The 18681-nt window shown below is 46.3% G+C and carries 18 protein-coding genes; 11 read left to right on the top strand and 7 right to left on the bottom strand.

The features are described 5' to 3' along the window. Nucleotides 1-31 precede the first annotated feature (31 nt). Genes gspH through AB4180_RS06435 form a run of 7 tightly spaced genes read left to right on the top strand, consistent with a single transcriptional unit; the run spans nt 32 to nt 5299 of the window. A complete protein-coding gene (gene gspH, locus AB4180_RS06465) occupies nt 32-625 on the top strand; it encodes a type II secretion system minor pseudopilin GspH (protein WP_017099561.1) in 594 nt (197 codons plus the stop codon). Then, on the top strand, nt 612-1007 hold the full coding sequence (gene gspI / locus AB4180_RS06460; protein WP_102249017.1) for a type II secretion system minor pseudopilin GspI: 396 nt from the start codon (nt 612-614) through the stop codon (nt 1005-1007). The genes gspH and gspI overlap by 14 nt, the downstream gene beginning before the upstream one ends. Further along, nucleotides 994-1761 (top strand): type II secretion system minor pseudopilin GspJ, encoded by a 768-nt coding sequence (gene gspJ / locus AB4180_RS06455; RefSeq protein ID WP_102249016.1) that lies wholly within the window; start codon nt 994-996, stop codon nt 1759-1761. Before gspI ends, gspJ begins: the two co-directional genes overlap by 14 nt. Next, nucleotides 1745-2794, top strand: a complete 1050-nt coding sequence (gene gspK / locus AB4180_RS06450) for a type II secretion system minor pseudopilin GspK (RefSeq protein WP_102249015.1) — start codon at nt 1745-1747, stop codon at nt 2792-2794. The genes gspJ and gspK overlap by 17 nt, the downstream gene beginning before the upstream one ends. Then, complete coding sequence (gspL, locus tag AB4180_RS06445; RefSeq protein WP_102249014.1) at nt 2763-4010, top strand: type II secretion system protein GspL; 1248 nt, start codon at nt 2763-2765, stop codon at nt 4008-4010. Before gspK ends, gspL begins: the two co-directional genes overlap by 32 nt. 19 nt (nt 4011-4029) lie before the next feature. Next, nucleotides 4030-4512 (top strand): type II secretion system protein M, encoded by a 483-nt coding sequence (locus AB4180_RS06440; protein WP_102249013.1) that lies wholly within the window; start codon nt 4030-4032, stop codon nt 4510-4512. 7 nt (nt 4513-4519) lie between these two features. After that, nucleotides 4520-5299, top strand: coding sequence for a type II secretion system protein N (locus tag AB4180_RS06435; RefSeq protein WP_102249012.1), 780 nt, complete (start codon nt 4520-4522; stop codon nt 5297-5299). 121 nt (nt 5300-5420) lie between these two features. Here the strand turns inward: AB4180_RS06435 and cysQ are convergent, their stop codons facing one another. From cysQ to AB4180_RS06415, 4 genes are all read right to left on the bottom strand, one after another. After that, nucleotides 5421-6248, bottom strand: a complete 828-nt coding sequence (cysQ, locus tag AB4180_RS06430) for a 3'(2'),5'-bisphosphate nucleotidase CysQ (RefSeq protein ID WP_009848015.1) — start codon at nt 6246-6248, stop codon at nt 5421-5423. Between the two features lie 36 nt (nt 6249-6284). Then, nucleotides 6285-6836, bottom strand: coding sequence for an ADP compounds hydrolase NudE (nudE, locus tag AB4180_RS06425; protein ID WP_029224088.1), 552 nt, complete (start codon nt 6834-6836; stop codon nt 6285-6287). 313 nt (nt 6837-7149) lie between these two features. Continuing rightward, the gene (gene nfuA, locus AB4180_RS06420; RefSeq protein ID WP_009848013.1) at nt 7150-7734 is read right to left on the bottom strand and encodes a Fe-S biogenesis protein NfuA; all 585 of its coding nucleotides are present in this window, start codon (nt 7732-7734) and stop codon (nt 7150-7152) included. Nucleotides 7735-7843: 109 nt separating this feature from the next. Then, on the bottom strand, nt 7844-8557 hold the full coding sequence (locus AB4180_RS06415; RefSeq protein WP_012603014.1) for a ComF family protein: 714 nt from the start codon (nt 8555-8557) through the stop codon (nt 7844-7846). A 93-nt stretch (nt 8558-8650) separates the two neighbouring features. Between AB4180_RS06415 and bioH the strand changes: the two genes are divergently transcribed. Both bioH and AB4180_RS06405 read left to right on the top strand, forming a co-directional pair. Continuing rightward, complete coding sequence (gene bioH, locus AB4180_RS06410; RefSeq protein ID WP_102249011.1) at nt 8651-9427, top strand: pimeloyl-ACP methyl ester esterase BioH; 777 nt, start codon at nt 8651-8653, stop codon at nt 9425-9427. 354 nt (nt 9428-9781) lie between these two features. Then, nucleotides 9782-10255: a hypothetical protein gene (locus AB4180_RS06405; protein WP_009848010.1), complete on the top strand. Its 474-nt coding sequence runs from the start codon at nt 9782-9784 to the stop codon at nt 10253-10255. A gap of 251 nt (nt 10256-10506) precedes the next feature. On the opposite strand, the gene AB4180_RS06400 is transcribed toward AB4180_RS06405, so the two are convergent. Both AB4180_RS06400 and greB read right to left on the bottom strand, forming a co-directional pair. Beyond that, nucleotides 10507-12837 carry a Tex family protein gene (locus AB4180_RS06400; protein ID WP_102249010.1) on the bottom strand — a complete coding sequence of 777 codons (2331 nt, stop codon included), beginning with the start codon at nt 12835-12837 and terminating at the stop codon, nt 10507-10509. Nucleotides 12838-13501: 664 nt separating this feature from the next. Further along, nucleotides 13502-13984, bottom strand: coding sequence for a transcription elongation factor GreB (gene greB / locus AB4180_RS06395; protein ID WP_012603019.1), 483 nt, complete (start codon nt 13982-13984; stop codon nt 13502-13504). Nucleotides 13985-14162: 178 nt separating this feature from the next. On the opposite strand from greB, the gene ompR reads away from it, so the two are divergent. Then, nucleotides 14163-14882: a two-component system response regulator OmpR gene (gene ompR / locus AB4180_RS06390; protein WP_009848007.1), complete on the top strand. Its 720-nt coding sequence runs from the start codon at nt 14163-14165 to the stop codon at nt 14880-14882. Between the two features lie 308 nt (nt 14883-15190). Then, on the top strand, nt 15191-16486 hold the full coding sequence (gene envZ, locus AB4180_RS06385) for a two-component system sensor histidine kinase EnvZ (RefSeq protein WP_012603020.1): 1296 nt from the start codon (nt 15191-15193) through the stop codon (nt 16484-16486). A gap of 67 nt (nt 16487-16553) precedes the next feature. Here envZ and recG read toward each other — a convergent pair whose 3' ends face one another. Then, nucleotides 16554-18632 carry an ATP-dependent DNA helicase RecG gene (gene recG / locus AB4180_RS06380; RefSeq protein ID WP_102249009.1) on the bottom strand — a complete coding sequence of 693 codons (2079 nt, stop codon included), beginning with the start codon at nt 18630-18632 and terminating at the stop codon, nt 16554-16556. Nucleotides 18633-18681 lie beyond the last annotated feature (49 nt).

Genomic DNA, 18681 nt, shown 5'->3' with positions numbered 1-18681 from the left:
TGGTAGGACGTAAACAGATGGAGTCTACAAGGTGAAAACTCAGCAAACACAGCCAGGTTTCACCTTGATTGAGATTCTTTTGGTGTTGGTATTACTGTCAGTAACTGCGGTCGCGGTGATCGCGACTATTCCGACCAATAGCAAAGATGTCGCAAAAAAATACGCTCAAAGTTTTTATCAACGAGTTCAATTACTCAATGAAGAGGCTATTTTGAGTGGCTTGGATTTTGGCGTTCGTGTCGATGAAAAGAAATCGACTTACGTTCTGATGGCTCTGAAGTCAGAAGGTTGGCAAGAAGTCGAATTTGAAAAAATCCCCTCTTCAACTGAATTACCGGAAGAACTCGCGTTGTCACTGACTTTAGGTGGTGGCGCATGGGAAGACGATGATCGTTTGTTCAATCCCGGAAGCTTGTTTGATGAAGATATGTTTGCGGATCTTGAAGAGGAAAAAAAGCCCAAGCCACCTCAGATATACATCTTGTCGAGTGCTGAAATGACGCCATTTGTATTATCGTTTTATCCAAATACCGGAGACACCATACAAGATGGTTGGCGTATTCGGGTGTTGGATAATGGTGTGATTCGACTGCTAGAGCCGGGAGAAGAAGATGAAGAGGAGTAACCGTTCTCCTTATCGTTCTCGTGGTATGCCTTTTGGTTCTCGAGGAATGACTCTGCTTGAAGTATTAGTTGCGCTCGCTATCTTCGCTACGGCGGCGATCAGTGTGATTCGTGCTGTCACCCAACACATTAATACCCTCAGTTATTTAGAAGAAAAAACCTTCGCGGCGATGGTTGTTGATAACCAGATGGCCTTAGTCATGCTGCATCCTGAGAAGCTTAAAAAAGCGCAGGGCACGCAAGAGTTAGCGGGAAGAGAGTGGTTCTGGAAGGTGACTCCCATCGATACCAGCGATAATTTATTAAAGGCGTTTGATGTGAGTGCAGCAACCAGTAAGAAAGCGTCTCCAGTGGTCACGGTGCGCAGTTATGTGGTCAATTAAAAGCGTGTCGTTAGCTAAGAGCAAGTCGCCAAGCGAGAGCATGTCCGCCAATAAGCGAGAGCCTCGTAAACAAGGTCTATCTTCAAAAGGGAGAGGCTTTACTTTAATCGAAGTTTTGGTCTCGATTGCCATCTTTTCCACGTTAAGCATGGCGGCTTATCAGGTGGTAAATCAGGTCCAACGAAGCAATGAACTCTCTATTGAGCGCAGTGCTCGTTTAAATCAACTGCAACGCAGTTTAGTCATTTTAGATAATGATTTTCGCCAGATGGCGGTACGACAATTTCGTACCAATGGTGAAGAAGCATCATCTAAGCTGATCCTAATGAAAGAGTATTTACTGGATTCCGACAGTGTTGGCATTATGTTTACTCGCCTTGGTTGGCACAACCCACAGCAGCAGTTCCCTCGCGGAGAAGTCACCAAAGTAGGCTACCGCATAAAAGAGGAAACGCTTGAGCGTGTATGGTGGCGTTACCCCGATACACCTGCCGGCCAACAAGGTGTGATTACTCCTCTGCTTGATGATGTTGAGAACCTGGAGTTCGAGTTTTATGACGGAAGCCGCTGGGGCAAAGAGTGGCAAACCGATAAATCACTGCCTAAAGCGGTGAGACTTAAGCTGACACTGAAAGATTACGGTGAGATAGAACGTGTTTATTTCACACCAAGTGGCGCCTTAGATCAGGTCGATGATTCTGCAAATAGTGACTCTTCAGGCAGTAATGAGGGGAATAATGATTCATCAAACTAATAAGCCTGCACTGACAAGGTCTGCTGTGGGTCGTAAACAGCGTGGTGTCGCGCTGATCATTATTCTGATGCTTTTGGCGATCATGGCAATAATAGCTGGCAGTATGTCGGAGCGTCTGTTTACGCAATTCAAGCGCGTTGGCAATCAACTGAATTACCAACAGGCTTACTGGTATAGCATTGGTGTAGAAGCGCTTGTCCAAGACGGTATTAGGCAAAGTTATAAAGATAGTGATACGGTGAACTTAAGCCAGCCATGGGCGTTAGAAGAGCAGGTATACCCATTGGATTATGGCCAAGTTAAAGGGCGTATCGTTGATGCGCAGGCTTGTTTCAATCTTAATGCGCTCGCTGGGATTACGACGACATCAAGTAACCAAACCCCTTATTTAGTGAAGGTTTGGCAAACCTTGCTGGAAAACCAAGATGTGGAGCCTTATCAGGCTGAGGTTATCGCAAATTCAAGTTGGGAATTTCTGGACTCTGATACTCGAGCCACCTCTTCGACGGGTGTAGAAGACAGCACTTATGAGGCGATGAAGCCAGCTTATTTGGCGGCGAATGGCTTAATAGCGGATGAATCAGAGTTGCGAGCCGTTTATCAGGTCTCTGGTGAGGCAATGGAAAAGGTACATCCATTTATTTGCGCTTTGCCCACTGATGATTTCCGATTAAACGTGAATACCATCTCGGAAAAGCAGGCATCTTTACTGGAAGCAATGTTTGCACCCGGTCTAAGTGAATCGGACGCCAAACAGCTGATAGACAAGCGCCCATTTGATGGCTGGGATTCGGTGGATGCGTTTATGGCTGAGCCTGCTATTGTTGGTGTGAGTGCAGAAGTCAGCAAACAAGCGAAAGCATATTTAACTGTAGATAGCGCCTATTTTGAGCTAGATGCAGAGGTATTAGTTGAGCAGTCTCGTGTACGTATACGAACGCTTTTCTATAGTAGTAATAGAGAAACAGTGACGGTAGTACGCCGTCGTTTTGGAGGAATCCGTGAGCGAGTTTCTGACCGTTCGACTGAGTAGCGAGCCACAAAGCCCAGTGCAGTGGTTGGTTTGGTCGACAAGCCAACAAGAAGTGATAGCAAGTGGTGAGCTGTCTAGCTGGGATCAGCTTGATGAGTTAACGCCTTACGCTGAAAAGCGTAGCTGTATCGCTTTATTGCCGGGAAATGAGTGCTTAATTAAGCGTGTTGAAATTCCGAAAGGTGCTGCTCGCCAGTTCGACTCTATGCTGCCATTTTTGTTAGAAGACGAAGTGGCACAAGATATCGAAGACTTACATCTAACCATTTTAGATAAAGATGCAACGCACGCTACTGTGTGTGGTGTAGATCGCGAGTGGTTAAAACAAGCTTTAGACCAGTTTCGCAAAGCCAATATTATTTTCCGTAAGGTGCTACCAGATACACTAGCCGTGCCTGTTGAAGATCAAGGCATCAGTGCATTGCAAATCGACCAGCATTGGCTATTACGTCAAGGTCACTCTCAACGTCAAGGTAACTATCAAGCCGTATCAATCAGCGAAGCATGGTTAGCGATGTTTTTGCAAAGTGATTGGGTTGTGGCTGACGACGAAGACCAACCTACGACTATCTTCAGCTATACCGCAATGCCGAGCGACGATGTACAGCAGCAAAGCGGTATGGAATGGCAAGCAAAGCCTGCGGAATTGGTGATGTCCTTATTGAGCCAACAAGCGATCACCAGCGGCGTAAATTTACTGACGGGCACCTTTAAAACCAAATCTTCTTTCAGTAAATATTGGCGTGTATGGCAGAAGGTGGCGATTGCTGCTTGCTTGCTGGTGGCCGTGATTGTGACTCAACAAGTGTTGAAGGTGCAGCAATACGAAGCACAGGCACAAGCCTATCGCATGGAGAGTGAGCGTATCTTTAGAGCCGTTCTGCCAGGCAAACAACGAATTCCTACAGTAAGCTACCTTAAGCGTCAGATGAATGATGAAGCTAAGAAATACGGCGGCTCAGGCGATGGTGACTCCTTACTTGGTTGGTTAGCATTGCTGCCAGAAACGTTAGGACAAGTGAAATCGATCGAAGTCGAAAGCATTCGCTATGATGGCAATCGTTCTGAAGTTCGATTACAAGCTAAAAGCGCTGATTTTCAACATTTTGAGACGGCTAAAGTAAAACTTGAAGAGAAGTTTTCCGTTGAACAAGGGCCATTGAACCGTAATGGCGATGCCGTATTTGGCAGTTTTACCCTTAAACCCCGTCAGTAACTGCGCAAGGAGATCAGTGATGAGAAATACAATTGAACCACTCCAAGCGTGGTGGACTTCAATAAGTCAAAGAGAGCAACGATTAGTTGTTGGTTGCTCAATTTTATTGGTAGTAGGTATCATTTATTGGGGGCTAATACAGCCCCTCAGTCAGCGAGCTGAACTGGCACAGAGTCGCATTCAAAGTGAAAAGCAACTACTGGCTTGGGTTACCAATAAAGCCAATGAGGTGGTTGAACTAAGAGGCAATGGTGGCATTAGTGCTAGCCAGCCTCTGAATCAATCCGTGCCCGCATCTATGCGTCGCTTCAAGATTGAATTGATACGAGTGCAACCACGTGGCGAGATGCTGCAAGTGTGGATTAAACCTTTGCCATTTAATCAATTTGTTGATTGGCTGACATACCTGAAAGAAAAGCAGGGTGTTGAGGTTGAGTTTATGGATATTGATCGCTCTGATAGCCTTGGGGTTATTGACGTCAACCGACTACAGTTTAAATGAGGTTAATGTGAAACGCGGTTTATCTTTTAAGTATGGTTTGTTATTTAGCAGCATCTTTATCGTTTTTTTCTCGGTAAGTTTGTTGCTGCACTTGCCGGCTTCTTTTGTTCTTAAACATGCGCCCGTTGTACGTGGTTTAAGCATTGAAGGTGTTGAGGGCACGGTTTGGCAAGGTCGCGCTAACAATATTGCGTGGCAGCGTGTCAATTACGGCTCAGTGCAGTGGGGCTTCCAGTTCTCTAAGCTATTCCAAGCCAAAGCAGAACTTGCGGTTCGCTTTGGACGTAACAGCGACATGAACTTATCTGGTAAAGGGCTTGTCGGGTATAGCATGAGCGGTGCTTACGCGGAAAACTTTGTGGCATCAATGCCAGCTAGTAACGTGATGAAGTATGCGCCTGCTATCCCAGTGCCAGTGTCTATTGCAGGACAAGTTGAACTGACTATCAAACATGCGATTCATGCTCAACCTTGGTGCCAATCGGGTGAAGGTACGCTTGCTTGGTCAGGTGCTGCGGTTGATTCTCCGGTTGGCTCGTTAGATTTTGGCCCTGTGATTGCTGACATCAGTTGTGAAAACAGCACTGTTTCAGCGAAAGGTAATCAGAAAAGTGCTCAAGTTGATAGTGAGTTTTCTGCGAGCGTAACGCCAAATCAAAGCTACACCTCGGCTGCATGGTTTAAGCCGGGCGCTGAATTCCCACCTGCGATGCAGAGTCAGCTTAAGTGGTTGGGCAACCCTGACAGCCAAGGTAAATACCAATTTACTTATCAAGGCCGTTTTTAGCTAAATAGCTAAGGGTTACTAAACGACGAAATATAAAAAAAATGGGCACCTCACTGAGGTGCCCATTTTATTTGTTCTGAGAATCTAGAGGATATCTGACGGTTAAGGAGAGCAAACAAGCCTAGTCTTTACCTTGTAAGATTTCTGCCCACGGTAAGTCTGCATCACCAAGCACAATGAAGTTCGGGTTCTCAAGCGTCTCTCTTTCATTGTACGAAAGCGGCTCTAACTGGGTACTTAAGATTCGTCCGCCAGCTTCTTCAACAATGCACTGGGTTGCTGCGGTATCCCACTCTCCGGTTGGTCCAATACGTAGATAACAGTCCACAGCACCTTCTGCGACTAAACATGCCTTAAGCGCAGCAGAGCCAAGAGGAACTAAGTCGTAGTTCCAAGCAGAGCTCATACGATTAGTGATTCGATTGATGTCTTGGCGGCGACTGATTGCCATCGCGATCGATTGGTTTGGCAGCTCGTGACGATGCGTTTTGATTTTAACGCTGTCATTAAGGTCTGGAATTTTCCATGCACCTTTACCACTGTAAGCGTAATAACTCACACCTGAAACCGGTGCGTATACGACGCCCATTACTGGCTTGTTGTGTTCGATTAGGGCAATGATTGTCGCGAAATCGCCACTTCTTGCAATGAACTCCTGCGTACCATCCAGCGGATCAACCAACCAGTAGCGATCCCATTGAGAACGTTGTTCTAGGCTGATATCAGCGGCTTCTTCCGATAACACCGGAATATCAGGTGTCAGTTCGCTAAGTTTTTTCGAGATCAGTTTATGAGCGGCGAGATCAGCACTAGTGACGGGCGTATCATCACTCTTGGTAAACTCTTCGTAATCTTTTTTCTCGTAGATCTCTAAGATCAGTTGCCCAGCAGAGCGAGCAATCTCAATGACAGAGGGCAGCAGGTGAGACAAATCTTTTGTTATTGGCATAAATATTCTCTTACTCTTCGAGTGATTCTGACTGTTTTAATTATTGTTTAACACGCGAAGGGCTAATAGTAGGGCGGTAATACTGCGAGCCTCACAGAAGTCGAGATGCGTTAACAGTTCTTCGGCTTGAGTAAGTGGCCAGCGCACAATGTCTAGTGGCTCTGGTTCATCACCTTCTAGTTTCTCTGGGTAGAGCTCTTCTGCGATAAACAGCGTCATCTTGCTAGAGAAATAAGAGGGTGCAAGGATCACTTCTTTTAGAGGAGTAAGCTTGTTGGCACCAAAGCCAATCTCTTCTTTTAGTTCACGAACGGCGGCTTCATTTGGTTGTTCGCCTGGATCAATTAGACCTTTTGGGAAGCCGAGTTCATAGCGCTCTGTACCCGCAGCGTATTCACGCACTAACAGAATATCGCCTTGTTCAGTAATCGGAACCATCATGACTGCGTTTCGGCCGCTGGGCTTCATACGTTCGTAAGTGCGCTCTTCACCGTTTGAAAAGCGTAAATCGAGAGACTCGATAGAGAACAGTTTTGATTGAGCGACAGTTTGCTGAGCCAAAATTTCTGGTTTGGTCCTTTTTGTCATTGCGCTCACTCCTTAACTCATTGGAATTCTTTCTTATAAAGTCATTCTAATATAGGGGAAATGACGGTGAGTTCCTAGATCCGAGCTTTCATATCCTAGAATTATTGGAGCAGGAACCGATTGCGATCACTTGAATACCTTACTGCAAATGGTAACGCCTCACTATTGTTGGCATTGAACGGGAAATATACTGTTGAGGAGTGCTTCTGCTGTTTTAAACACAAAAAAAGGTTGATGCTTGCGCATCAACCTTTTGATTGAATCTTTAACTATCTACTGGCTAAGACTATATGAGCACTTAGTTGTAAAGTGCTTAGTAGTAAGAGTGTTCACCGCGATCGTGTTCAGTTGCATCACGAACGGCTGTCAATTCACCTTCGAATTGTTGAAGAAGTTCTTTCTCGATGCCTTCTTTTAGCGTTACATCAACCATAGAACAACCGTTACAACCACCGCCGAATGCAACGATAGCAGCACCTTCTTCAGTGATCTCTACTAGGCTAACGTGACCGCCGTGGCCAGCAAGCTGTGGGTTCACTTGGGTTTGGATTGCATACTCAACACGCTCTATCAGAGTTGCGTCGTCTGATACTTTACGCATTTTTGCGTTTGGTGCTTTAAGTGTTAGTTGAGAGCCCATTTTGTCAGTCACGAAGTCAATCTCAGCTTCGTCTAGGAACGGCAGGCTTAACTCATCTACGTATGCAGAGAATGCTTCGAAAGACAGTTTTGTATCAGACGCTTCGATAGCATCTGTTGGGCAATAAGAAACACCACACTCAGCGTTTTGTGTGCCTGGGTTTACCACGAACACACGAATGTTTGTACCTTCAGGCTGCTGTGACAGCAGATTGGCAAAGTGAGTTTGAGCTGTTTCTGTAATAGTAATATTTGACACGACGAATACCTGAGTAGATTTGTAGGTTATTAGCGCCATTCTACTCCTGTCAGACTTGTAATTCAGCCCTTTTTTGTTGGATTGCTGTACAAGTAGCGATTCACAGCTTCTATCCAGAGGGCTCAGGAGTGCGGCAGATGCAGTAAATATCAATCCTTTTCACACCTACTTCAAGTAGTAATTGGCATAATTGATACACAGTACTGCCGGTGGTTACAACATCATCAATTATCGCGACGTGAGAGGGGATATTTCCATGAAAGTCTTGTTTTCTAAGCGTAAAAGCACTCTTTAGATTGTGTAATCGCGCGGATTTAGTTAGCCCTTGCTGAGAAGCTGTTGAGCGAATTCGACGGAACAGCACCTCATCTTTAACGCCAAGTTCTTGAGCTGTGTAATTAGCGAGCAGCTGACTTTGATTAAAGCCACGATGAATATATCGACGCCAATGCAGAGGGACACTGGTGATCATCGAAGCAGGATGTTCGATACGTGAAGCTAATAGCTTTGACAGATCGCGTGCAAACCAAAACTTATCGGCGTACTTCATTTGCTGAATGTAACGTGCTGTTGGAAAGGTGTAGTCCCCAACACAATAGAGACGATGCCAAGGTGGAGGCTGTGATAAACATTGCCCGCACTGCTCTACTGTGAGCAGCGTTTTTAAACCACATCGTTGGCAGCGAGGAACTGGATCAAAGAGTTTGAGACAATAATTACACCATCTAGGGTGAGTATCGCTGTGCGACTTATCTAGCTTACACAGGTCGCATTGAGGTGTGACAAGACGTGGTGTGTGTTTTTGTAGCCAATCGGATAACATAGCTCGTGATGCTTTTGGGTTATGGTGTTCCTTTTACTCACAATACTGAAAAGCGCGGATTATCGCTGATGGAAAAAGTAGGGAATATCGAGAATGAGTGACACGTTATATTGGCATGTTTCTGGGCAAGGGCCTGATTTAGTGTTGGTTCACGGCTGGGGAATGAACGGTGCGGTATGGCAACAAACCGTTGATGCGTTAGAAGCTGATTTTCGAGTGCATGTTGTTGACCTTCCTGGGTATGGACACAGCGCGCATTGCCACGCTCAAGATCTTGAAGAGATAGCTCAGCAACTGTTGGCCGAAGCTCCAAAGCAGGCTATTTGGGTCGGTTGGTCACTGGGTGGCTTGGTCGCAACACACATGGCTTTGCATCACTCAGACTACGTAAGCAAATTGGTGACTGTTGCCAGTTCTCCTAAATTCGCCGCTGCAAAAGAACCCGTGTTATGGCGAGGCATTCAGCCAAACGTATTAAGCGCATTTACCGAACAGCTGGTTGAAGATTTCCAAACCACTATCGAACGCTTTATGGCACTGCAAGCCATGGGCAGCCCTTCTGCAAGGCAAGATGTAAAACAACTCAAGCAAGCGGTACTGTCTCGTCCGCTTCCGAATCCTGATTCTTTATTGGCCGGCTTAAAGATGCTGTCTGATGTTGACTTGCGTGAACAACTGCCGGAGATTTCAGTGCCTATGCTGCGTTTATACGGGCGACTGGATGGATTGGTGCCAATCAAGGTAGCAAAAGATCTGGGTAGAGCGCTGCCTCATACCGAGCAATATATATTCACGCAGTCTTCACATGCGCCGTTTATGACAGAAGCCGATGCCTTTTGCAGTGAACTAGTTAGCTTCGCGCAAAAATAATCACTAAATTTATTGCCGGATTGGTCGATATATAACCTAATACTAATCACAGTAAGTAAGTGTTCGAAAATAGCGTAGGAAAAAGGCTTGAAAACAAGGCTGCTTTTTTTTTGACAAGTAGTTTTGATAAGTAGTTATTCTACAGTCAAAAATTCTAACGCCGTTATCGAGCATTTTAACAAGCTAGGATGAGCAGTTATTTACTACGATTGGTATAACACCAAGGCATTGCATGATACTCAGACCTAACTCTCTCATGAGTTGATTGCGGTAAGTTGGGCTATGCCTGTTGTGCTGACTCAGTACGACAGTGTTATGGCAACAGTGATGGGCGATTCTTGAGGAGAGTTCGCGATGATTGTGTCACCTGCAACTGCAGTAAGTGTGCCACTAATCGCCCCGTCCGTTAATGTGCAAACAGAGCAAGTTGCGCGTGATAATAGAGTCCGAGAACCTGTTGCTCCCGCAGTAGCATTGGCGAGAACCAATGCAGAGCGTAAGGTAAAATCAGACGATAAACGAAGGCAGCAGTCGGCTTGGGATCCTTCAGACCATCCAGGTTATGAAATGGAGAACGAGTCAGAGGCCAATTCGGTTAGCCATGAAAAGCCACAAGATCCTTTTGACAGGCTGTTCAGCTTATTGGCTCTGAGAACATACAGTGCTGATCAAGGAAAGGGCTATACCATGCGTTTCCGCCTGCCAAAGCATGTTTTAGATGCGGCGATTCAGGAGGGACAGATGGAGAAACGACGTAAGGTCATAAAATATCATTATGGTCATGCTGTTGCGCCTCATGCTCCGTCAGAGATGTTAGTCGTATTATAGTTATACTCTTCATACTTGAAGCTGCAGCGTTGTTAACTGCGTAAGTTCACCCTAATCACATAGAACCTCTATGCTCATAGGGATGAACTTACTTGTTGCCTAGCTGCAACTCCAATTATTTTGAGTATAAGCACGAAGAATACAACCAAGCTTCGATGTCTTTTTTGAACACATAATAAAAAAACCTGCATACCCTAAGGGATGCAGGTTTTCTGTTTTAAGCACATCCGTTTTGCAGACGAGCTAACGGATTACTTTTTCGCTTTAGCGAAGGCAGCTGCGAAAGCACCGCCCATCGCAGCGTTTTGTTGCGGCTCCTCACGACGGCGCTGTCCACCTTGTGAGTTTTGATTTGGTCGGCTTTGCGTACGAGGTGCACTTGAACGTTGTGCGCGGTTATCTTGTCCAGGCTCATCTTTCATGCGCATGCTTAGTGCAATACGTTTACGCTGAACATCCACTTCCATCACCTTCACTTTCACGATATCACCCGCTTTCACCACTTCTCGTGGGTCAGAGACAAAGCGATCGGTCAGTGCTGAAATGTGTACCAAGCCGTCTTGGTGAACACCAATATCTACGAACGCACCGAAGTTAGCCACGTTTGAAACCACGCCTTCTAAGATCATACCGGGTTCTAAGTCAGACATGCTATTTACGCCATCGGCGAACGTTGCCGTCTTGAACTCAGGACGAGGATCTCGACCCGGTTTATCCAGCTCTTTGATGATGTCGGTTACTGTCGGTACACCAAAATTTTCATTCGTGTAATCAACCGCATGTAAGCCACGTAAGAAGTCTGTGTTACCTACCAGAGATTTGATGTCTTTATGGTTTTTCTCGGCGATGGTTTTCACCAATGGGTAAGCTTCTGGGTGAACCGATGATGCATCTAGCGGGTTCTTACCATCCATGATACGCAGGAAGCCAGCACACTGTTCAAAGGCTTTTGGCCCTAAACGAGCGACTTTTTTCAAGGTAGTACGCGCTTCGAAACGACCATTCTCATCACGGAAGTCGACGATGTTTTGAGCGATGGTGCTAGAAAGACCAGCTACGCGGGTTAGAAGCGCAGCAGAAGCGGTATTCACATCAACACCAACCGCGTTTACACAGTCTTCGACAATCGCATCTAGGCGCTTAGCGAGCATAGTTTGGCTAACGTCGTGTTGGTATTGGCCCACACCGATCGATTTAGGGTCTATCTTCACTAGTTCTGCCAGTGGATCTTGTAGACGACGCGCAATAGACACCGCACCACGAATCGAGACATCCATATTCGGGAATTCTTTTGCCGCTAGCTCAGAAGCAGAATAAATCGATGCGCCCGCTTCGCTAACAATGATTTTCTGCGCTGTTAGGTTGCCACGCTTAATCACATCAGCCACAAAGCTGTCTGTTTCGCGCGAAGCCGTACCATTACCAATCGCAATCAAATCAACATTGTATTGGCGAACCATCTGCTCAACCACGTGCGCAGATTTGTCGTATTGCTTCTGTGGTGGGTGAGGGTAAATGGTCTCTGTTGCCAGAACCTTACCGGTTGAATCTACAACGGCGATTTTTGAACCGGTACGTAAACCCGGATCCAAGCCTAAAGTTGCTCGAGGGCCAGCAGGCGCAGCCATCAACAAGTCTTTAAGGTTGGTTGCGAACACCTCAATCGCTTCGATTTCACCGCGTTCTTTCATCGCGCCCATCAACTCAGTTTCCATGTGCATAGAAACCTTGATACGCCATGCCCAGCTAATCACTTGCTTACGCCATACATCTGCAGGTGCGCTGCTTAGGGTAATACCGTAGTGATCAGAGATGATGTTTTCGCAGTATGAACCGCGTACACCTTCTTCTTGTTCAGGATCAGCATTCATTGCCAACGTTAAGAAGCCTTCATTACGGCCGCGCAACATGGCAAGGGCACGGTGAGAAGGCACTTTGTTTAGCGTTTCGTTGTGTTCGAAGTAGTCTTTGAACTTTTCGCCAGCTTGCTCTTTACCTGCCACGACACGTGAAACGAGCTCAGAGTTGCGTGTTAGATGTTGGCGAATCTTTTCAAGTAGGTTTGCGTCTTCTGCAATACGCTCCATCACGATTGCACGTGCCCCATCGAGTGCGGCTTTAGTATCAGCAATGCCTTTATCGCTGCTGATGAAGTTAGCTGCTTCGGTTTCAGGATCGTGCTGTGGTTCATTCCAAAGTGTATCGGCAAGTGGCTCTAAGCCTGCTTCGATTGCGATTTGACCTTTGGTACGACGCTTTGGTTTGTATGGCAGGTATAAATCTTCAAGGCGCGTCTTGCTGTCGGCTTGAGTGATATCACGCTCCAGTTCTGGCGTGAGCTTGCCTTGGTCTTGAATCGATTTCAGGATAGTTTGGCGACGATCGTCTAGTTCGCGAAGGTATGAAAGGCGACTATCAAGGTTGCGTAGTTGGGTATCGTCTAAGCCACCCGTGACTTCTTTACGGTAGCGGGCAATAAAGGGAACGGTATTACCGTCGTCAATTAGGTTTACTGCGGCGGTGACTTGCTCTGAACGAACATTCAGTTCTTCAGCAATCAGTCGACAGATAGCTTGGCTCATCCGATGAATCTCTTATTTAATATCATGACAAATACATGGGGGTGAGCGTACGCTTTTTCTAGCTTTGACTGTGTAATTATCCTGTCAGAAGTCCAATTTCCGTTTCTGATACCCACTTTGTGCGAGATCTCTCACACGTGGTGTGCGACTAAGTCACTTTAAATCGATGAAATCGTCTTAAAATAAATCTAAGTTACTGATTTTATTTGTTTGTGTGTTTGTGGGTGTATTTCTCACCTGAAATGTTTTTTGGGACTGTCTAGGAAAGTCGCCCAAATACCGTAATATTTAACTTGTCGACAGGGAGTTGGCAGGAACAGGAAAAAGCCTAATGGACTAGGTATCTTCAGGATGAAGATTTGATTACTTAGGATTAGTGGTCAGCAAGGATGTGATAATCTCTGGATGAGATTCGCCAGTCAGGATGACAGGCTAGAATGGACACCGCTAGGATGGCGATGAACAAAAAGGAAATTGGTTAAAGGATTTAGCCACTATCAAGGAAAGATGCAGGGAGCACCTTATCTCGAAGAGATAAACAGTAGCCGGATTGCTGCGATAGAGACTTAACCCCGTCAGGCGAAAGCCTAGCGGGGTTTTCTTTTATCTGGTGTTTGAGTTTGCTTGAACCCTCAGCTCATCGCTAAGTGTTTATTAGGTTTGATTATTCGTCGTCTGCGTAGCGAATAGAGTTAATGAACCACTCTTTGTCGCCTTCCGGTGTGGTTACCGTAAACTCGTCATCCACTTCTTTCTTGAGCAGAGCTCTAGCCATGGGTGAATCTATAGAGATATAGCCTTTAGCATCGCCGTAGATCTCTTCAGGACCTACAATGCGAAACTTCTTAATTTCCCCATCATCATTCTCAATCTCGACCCAAGCACCGAAAAATACCTTACCTTCTTGTTGTGGCGAGTAATCCACGATAGTGACATCTGGTAGGAATTTGCGTAGGAAACGCACTCGGCGATCAATCTGACGAAGCAAACGCTTATTGAAGGTGTAATCTGCGTTTTCTGAACGATCTCCAAGGCTTGCAGCCCAAGTGACTATCTTGGTGATTTCAGGACGCTTCTCGTGCCATAAGTGGTCATGTTCTGCTTTGAGCTTGTTATAACCTTCGCGGGTGATAAGTTTGGTTTTCATAAATCTGACTTAATGAAATGATGATCTAAGATAGAATATATAGAAAGGCAACATACGTTAACAATTATTTAGGCGACTTTTCCCTCAATAATGTTACATTTTTAATGTCTTATACCAATATACAATTTACCAAGAATGCTTAACCTTAGGTTTAAGCTTTAATAGGTGGAACCATTACATGCAAGAAAACTACAAAATTTTAGTGGTCGATGACGATGCTCGTTTACGTGCACTGCTAGAACGCTATCTGTCAGAGCAAGGCTTTCAAGTGCGTAGCGTGGCAAACAGTGAGCAGATGGACCGCCTGTTAACCCGTGAAAACTTTCACTTGATGGTATTGGATTTAATGTTGCCGGGCGAAGACGGTCTTTCGATCTGCCGTCGTCTAAGAAACGCAAACAACTCGCTACCAATTCTGATGCTGACCGCAAAGGGTGACGAAGTGGATCGCATTGTGGGTTTGGAAGTGGGTGCTGATGATTACCTGCCAAAACCATTTAACCCGCGTGAACTGCTTGCTCGTATCAAAGCGGTAATGCGTCGCCAAGTGATTGAAGCACCGGGCGCGCCAAGCACAGAAGAGTCTGTGGTTGAGTTTGGTGAGTTCCGCCTAAACCTAGGTACACGTGAAATGTTCCGCGGTGAAGAGCCTATGCCTCTTACCTCTGGTGAATTTGCGGTTCTTAAGTCACTGGTCACTAACGCTCGTGAGCCAATGTCTCGCGATAAGCTGATGAACATGGCGCGTGGCCGTGAGTATTCAGCGATGGAACGTTCTATCGATGTTCAGATTTCGCGTTTGCGTCGTCTAGTAGAAGAAGATCCAAGTAAACCTCGTTATATCCAAACGGTGTGGGGCTTGGGTTATGTATTCGTTCCAGATGGCAAAGCTGTGTAATCTAGCTTTGCTCGTTCTGTGATTCAGAATTCTTTATTTACGGGTCATCTCATTAATATGCGATGGCCCGTTTTGTATTCAGCACAATGAGAGATACCAATCGTAGTAAATAACTGCTCATCCTAGCTTGTTAAAACGCTCGATAACTTCGTTAGAAATTTTGATTGTAGAATAACTACTTATCAAAAATTGCTGCCTTGTTCTCAAGCTTTTTTCCGGCGCTATTTATGATCATTTACTTACTGTGATTGGTATTACAGCTATAGTTCCCACTATATCCCTTTATCATCCCTCACTTTAGGTCTCCTATGCGCATACGTAGCTCCTTTACTCAGTCGATAGTGCTCTTCTTAACCCTGTTGGTTGCCAGCCAAATTTTTTCGTATTACGCGGTGTTCAATTATGCATTGATGCCGAGTTTACAGCAGTTTAATAAGATTTTGGCTCACGAACTAAACTTAGTATTGGACCAAGGCAGTGATATCGAGATTGATGCGCCACTGCGTCAGCGTGTACTTGAGCAGCTCGGGGTTACGGTTCATGCCAAGGACAGTGAAGCGTCGGGCGAGTACTATCATGCGGTCGCGATTGACCTGATGAGTGAGGAGATGACCAAAGAGCTCGGCTCTGAGACCGAAGTGCGATTGGTTTTGGGCAAAGAAAGTTACGTGTTGTGGATGGACATTGCGCAGTTGCCTAACTCCTTGATTCGTATTCCCCTGTCTGAACTGCAAGAAGAAGACTTTGCGCCTCTATTTCGTAACAGCCTGATCATGGCGTTGTTGATTGTTGCTGGTGGGTGGCTGTTTATCCGCTTGCAAAATCGGCCGTTGATAGCCCTAGAGAAAGCCGCGCAAGGTGTTGGGCGTGGTGATATTCCACCGCCACTTCCAGTGCAAGGGGCGCAAGAGATTCGCTCGGTAACTCGAGCCTTTAATCAGATGTCGAAAGGCATTCAAGAACTCGAAGAAGATAGAGCCCTGCTGATGGCGGGTATCAGCCATGATCTGCGTACACCACTCACGCGTATTCGCTTGGCGACTGAGATGATGTCGCCAGAAGACAGTTATCTAGCGGAAGGGATCATCAGTGATACTGAAGAGTGTAATGAGATCATCAGTCAGTTTATGGATTACCTAAAGCCTGTTGACCGAGACTCATTCCAGGCGGTATTTGTCGATGATATTGCGCGCGAGGTCTCTAGCTCTGAAGGAGGCTATGAGGTTCAGATTGAAACCGATATTCCAGAAACCATGAAACCTGCGTTGGGTAACCCGATCGCGATGAAGCGTGCGGTGAGTAATTTGGTGGTAAATGCGCTGCGCTACGGTAATGGCTGGGTCAAAGTATCGACTGGCATGACAGCAGATAACAAACTGGCTTGGGTAACGGTAGAAGATAATGGTCCGGGTATTCCACAAGACCAGATCGGGAAGCTGTTTGAACCGTTTACTCGTGGTGACACGGCTCGTGGTAGTGAAGGGACAGGTTTAGGCTTGGCGATCGTGAAACGTATTGTCAGCCAACACCAAGGTGCAGTGGTGGTGAATAACCGCAGTGAAGGTGGCTTGAAGGCGCAGATCAGTTTCCCTGTGAAACCTTAGGCTATACGCACGAAAAAGGCTTCCTTGTAGAAGCCTTTTTACGTTTTAAGCAAGATATGAGGGCGAATTACGCCTTAGAATACACATCGCGTTCACCCAGCCAGCGGTTGATGATCGCCTTGGCGTTGTCTGGGTAGCTATCGTGAATATGACGCGCGATACGCTGCACTTCAGGTATCAAACGTTGGTCACGGACTAAGTCGGCAATTTTGAAATCAGCCAAGCCTGTTTGTTTGGTACCAAGTAGTTCACCGGGGCCACGAATCTCTAAATCACGCTGAGCAATAACAAAGCCATCGTTACTTTCACGAAGTACCCCTAAGCGCTTCTGAGCGGTTTTAGATAGTGGGGAGTGGTACAACAGTACACAATGGCTTGCGACCGAACCTCGGCCAACACGGCCACGCAGTTGGTGCAGTTGCGCTAGACCAAGACGCTCTGGGTTCTCGATGATCATTAAGCTCGAATTCGGTACATCTACACCTACTTCAATCACGGTTGTAGCAACCAACAGGTGCAGTTTATTCTCTTTGAATTCCTGCATCACCGCTTGTTTCTCTGCGGGTTTCATTCGGCCATGAACCAAACCAATTTTTACGTCGGGCAGTTTGCGTTGCAGCTCTTCTGCCGTATCCGCTGCAGCTTGAGCTTCCAGTACTTCTGATTCATCAATCAACGTACACACCCAGTAAGCTTGTTTGCCTTCATTGAGACACGCATTTTTCACACGTTCAACAATGTCATCGCGCTTGGTATCAGGAATCGCGACGGTTTGAATTGGGGTTCGCCCCGGTGGTAACTCATCAATAATAGAAGTTTCAAGATCGGCATAGGCCGTCATTGCTAACGTTCGTGGGATTGGGGTCGCGGTCATCACCAGTTGGTGAGGGTAATAACCTTGCTTCGCGCCTTTTTCACGCAGCTCTAATCGCTGGTGGACACCAAATCGGTGCTGCTCATCGATGATCACTAAGCCAAGGTTTTTGAATTCGACATGCTCTTGAAATAGCGCATGAGTTCCCACCACCATTTGTGCTTCGCCGCTGGCAATACGTGTTAGTTCAGTTTCACGAGCCTTACCTTTGAGCTTACCTGCTAGCCATCCAACTTGAATACCCATTGCCTCAAACCAGTTGGCAAAGTTAATCGCGTGTTGTTCTGCGAGTAGTTCAGTTGGTGCCATCAGTGCTACTTGTTGACCGTGTTCGAGTGCGCGAACCGCCGCGAGTGCAGCGACTAAGGTTTTACCAGAGCCCACATCACCTTGCACTAAACGCATCATAGGGTGCGGCTTTTCCAAGTCAGCTTCGATCTCTTTGGTCACTCGTGCTTGGGCATTGGTTGGTGAAAACGGCAGCTGAGCCAGTAGCTTATCTTTAAGAGTGTTTACTGGAGGAAAAGGCATTGCCTTGTCTTGCTGCCCTTTGCTACGAACAGACAACATAGACAGGTTTTGAGCCAGTAACTCTTCCATAATTAGGCGCAGTTGCGCAGGGTGCTTGCCTTCATCAAACAGCTCTAGGTCAATTCCCGGAGGTGGTCTGTGAATGGTATGCAGTGCTTGTGCGAGGGTAATTTGGTGGTCGTATAAACCTGATGGGAGAAGCTCGTTAACCGCGGCCTTGTCGATCAGCTCTAAGGCTTGGTCAGTGAGGTTACGCAGCGTGACTTGTCTTAGCCCTTCAGTGGTTGGATACACTGGAGTCAGGTTGGCTTCAACGTCTGGTTGTTGCCTAGGAGCAAAGAATTTGTAGTCAGGGTGAACAATCTCAAGCCCCATATTGCCGCGCTTGATCTCACCATAAGCATGCACTTGTTTGCCTTCGGCAAAGTTATTCTTCATTCCTGCAGTAAAGTTGAAAAAGCGCAGAGTAATCGTGCCGTTACCATCGCTGATCTTTACTGCGAGCATCTTACGTTTACCGAAAATGGTATCAACATGCATCACCTTGCCTTGCACAGCAGCCCACAGTCCGGCATGCAGCTTTACGATGGGATAGATACGAGTTCTATCTTCATAGCGCAAAGGCAGATGAAATAGCAGGTCTTGTACATTGTTAAGCCCAACCTTTTCCAGTTTCTCTGCGACTTTTGCGCCGACTCCAGATAAAGAGTTGAGAGGGATAGCAGATAAAAGCTGTGACATAACAAGGCTCATAAACGTAAGAGAGATAATCTATTCAAGCATTTTACTG

Origin of the sequence: Vibrio sp. 10N.286.49.C3 (assembly GCF_041469545.1) — a bacterium.
In the GTDB taxonomy this organism is placed as follows: domain Bacteria; phylum Pseudomonadota; class Gammaproteobacteria; order Enterobacterales; family Vibrionaceae; genus Vibrio; species Vibrio tasmaniensis_A.
This window is presented reverse-complemented; position numbering and strand designations above follow the sequence as displayed.

Coding starts and splice junctions, on each gene's coding strand:
- gspI (WP_102249017.1), top strand. CDS start 612: ATGAAGAGGAGTAACCGTTCTCCTTATCGTTCTCGTGGTATGCCTTTT.
- gspJ (WP_102249016.1), top strand. CDS start 994: ATGTGGTCAATTAAAAGCGTGTCGTTAGCTAAGAGCAAGTCGCCAAGC.
- gspK (WP_102249015.1), top strand. CDS start 1,745: ATGATTCATCAAACTAATAAGCCTGCACTGACAAGGTCTGCTGTGGGT.
- AB4180_RS06440 (WP_102249013.1), top strand. CDS start 4,030: ATGAGAAATACAATTGAACCACTCCAAGCGTGGTGGACTTCAATAAGT.
- cysQ (WP_009848015.1), bottom strand. CDS start 6,248: ATGCCAATAACAAAAGATTTGTCTCACCTGCTGCCCTCTGTCATTGAG.
- nudE (WP_029224088.1), bottom strand. CDS start 6,836: ATGACAAAAAGGACCAAACCAGAAATTTTGGCTCAGCAAACTGTCGCT.
- AB4180_RS06415 (WP_012603014.1), bottom strand. CDS start 8,557: ATGTTATCCGATTGGCTACAAAAACACACACCACGTCTTGTCACACCT.
- bioH (WP_102249011.1), top strand. CDS start 8,651: ATGAGTGACACGTTATATTGGCATGTTTCTGGGCAAGGGCCTGATTTA.
- AB4180_RS06405 (WP_009848010.1), top strand. CDS start 9,782: ATGATTGTGTCACCTGCAACTGCAGTAAGTGTGCCACTAATCGCCCCG.
- AB4180_RS06400 (WP_102249010.1), bottom strand. CDS start 12,837: ATGAGCCAAGCTATCTGTCGACTGATTGCTGAAGAACTGAATGTTCGT.
- greB (WP_012603019.1), bottom strand. CDS start 13,984: ATGAAAACCAAACTTATCACCCGCGAAGGTTATAACAAGCTCAAAGCA.
- ompR (WP_009848007.1), top strand. CDS start 14,163: ATGCAAGAAAACTACAAAATTTTAGTGGTCGATGACGATGCTCGTTTA.
- envZ (WP_012603020.1), top strand. CDS start 15,191: ATGCGCATACGTAGCTCCTTTACTCAGTCGATAGTGCTCTTCTTAACC.
- recG (WP_102249009.1), bottom strand. CDS start 18,632: ATGTCACAGCTTTTATCTGCTATCCCTCTCAACTCTTTATCTGGAGTC.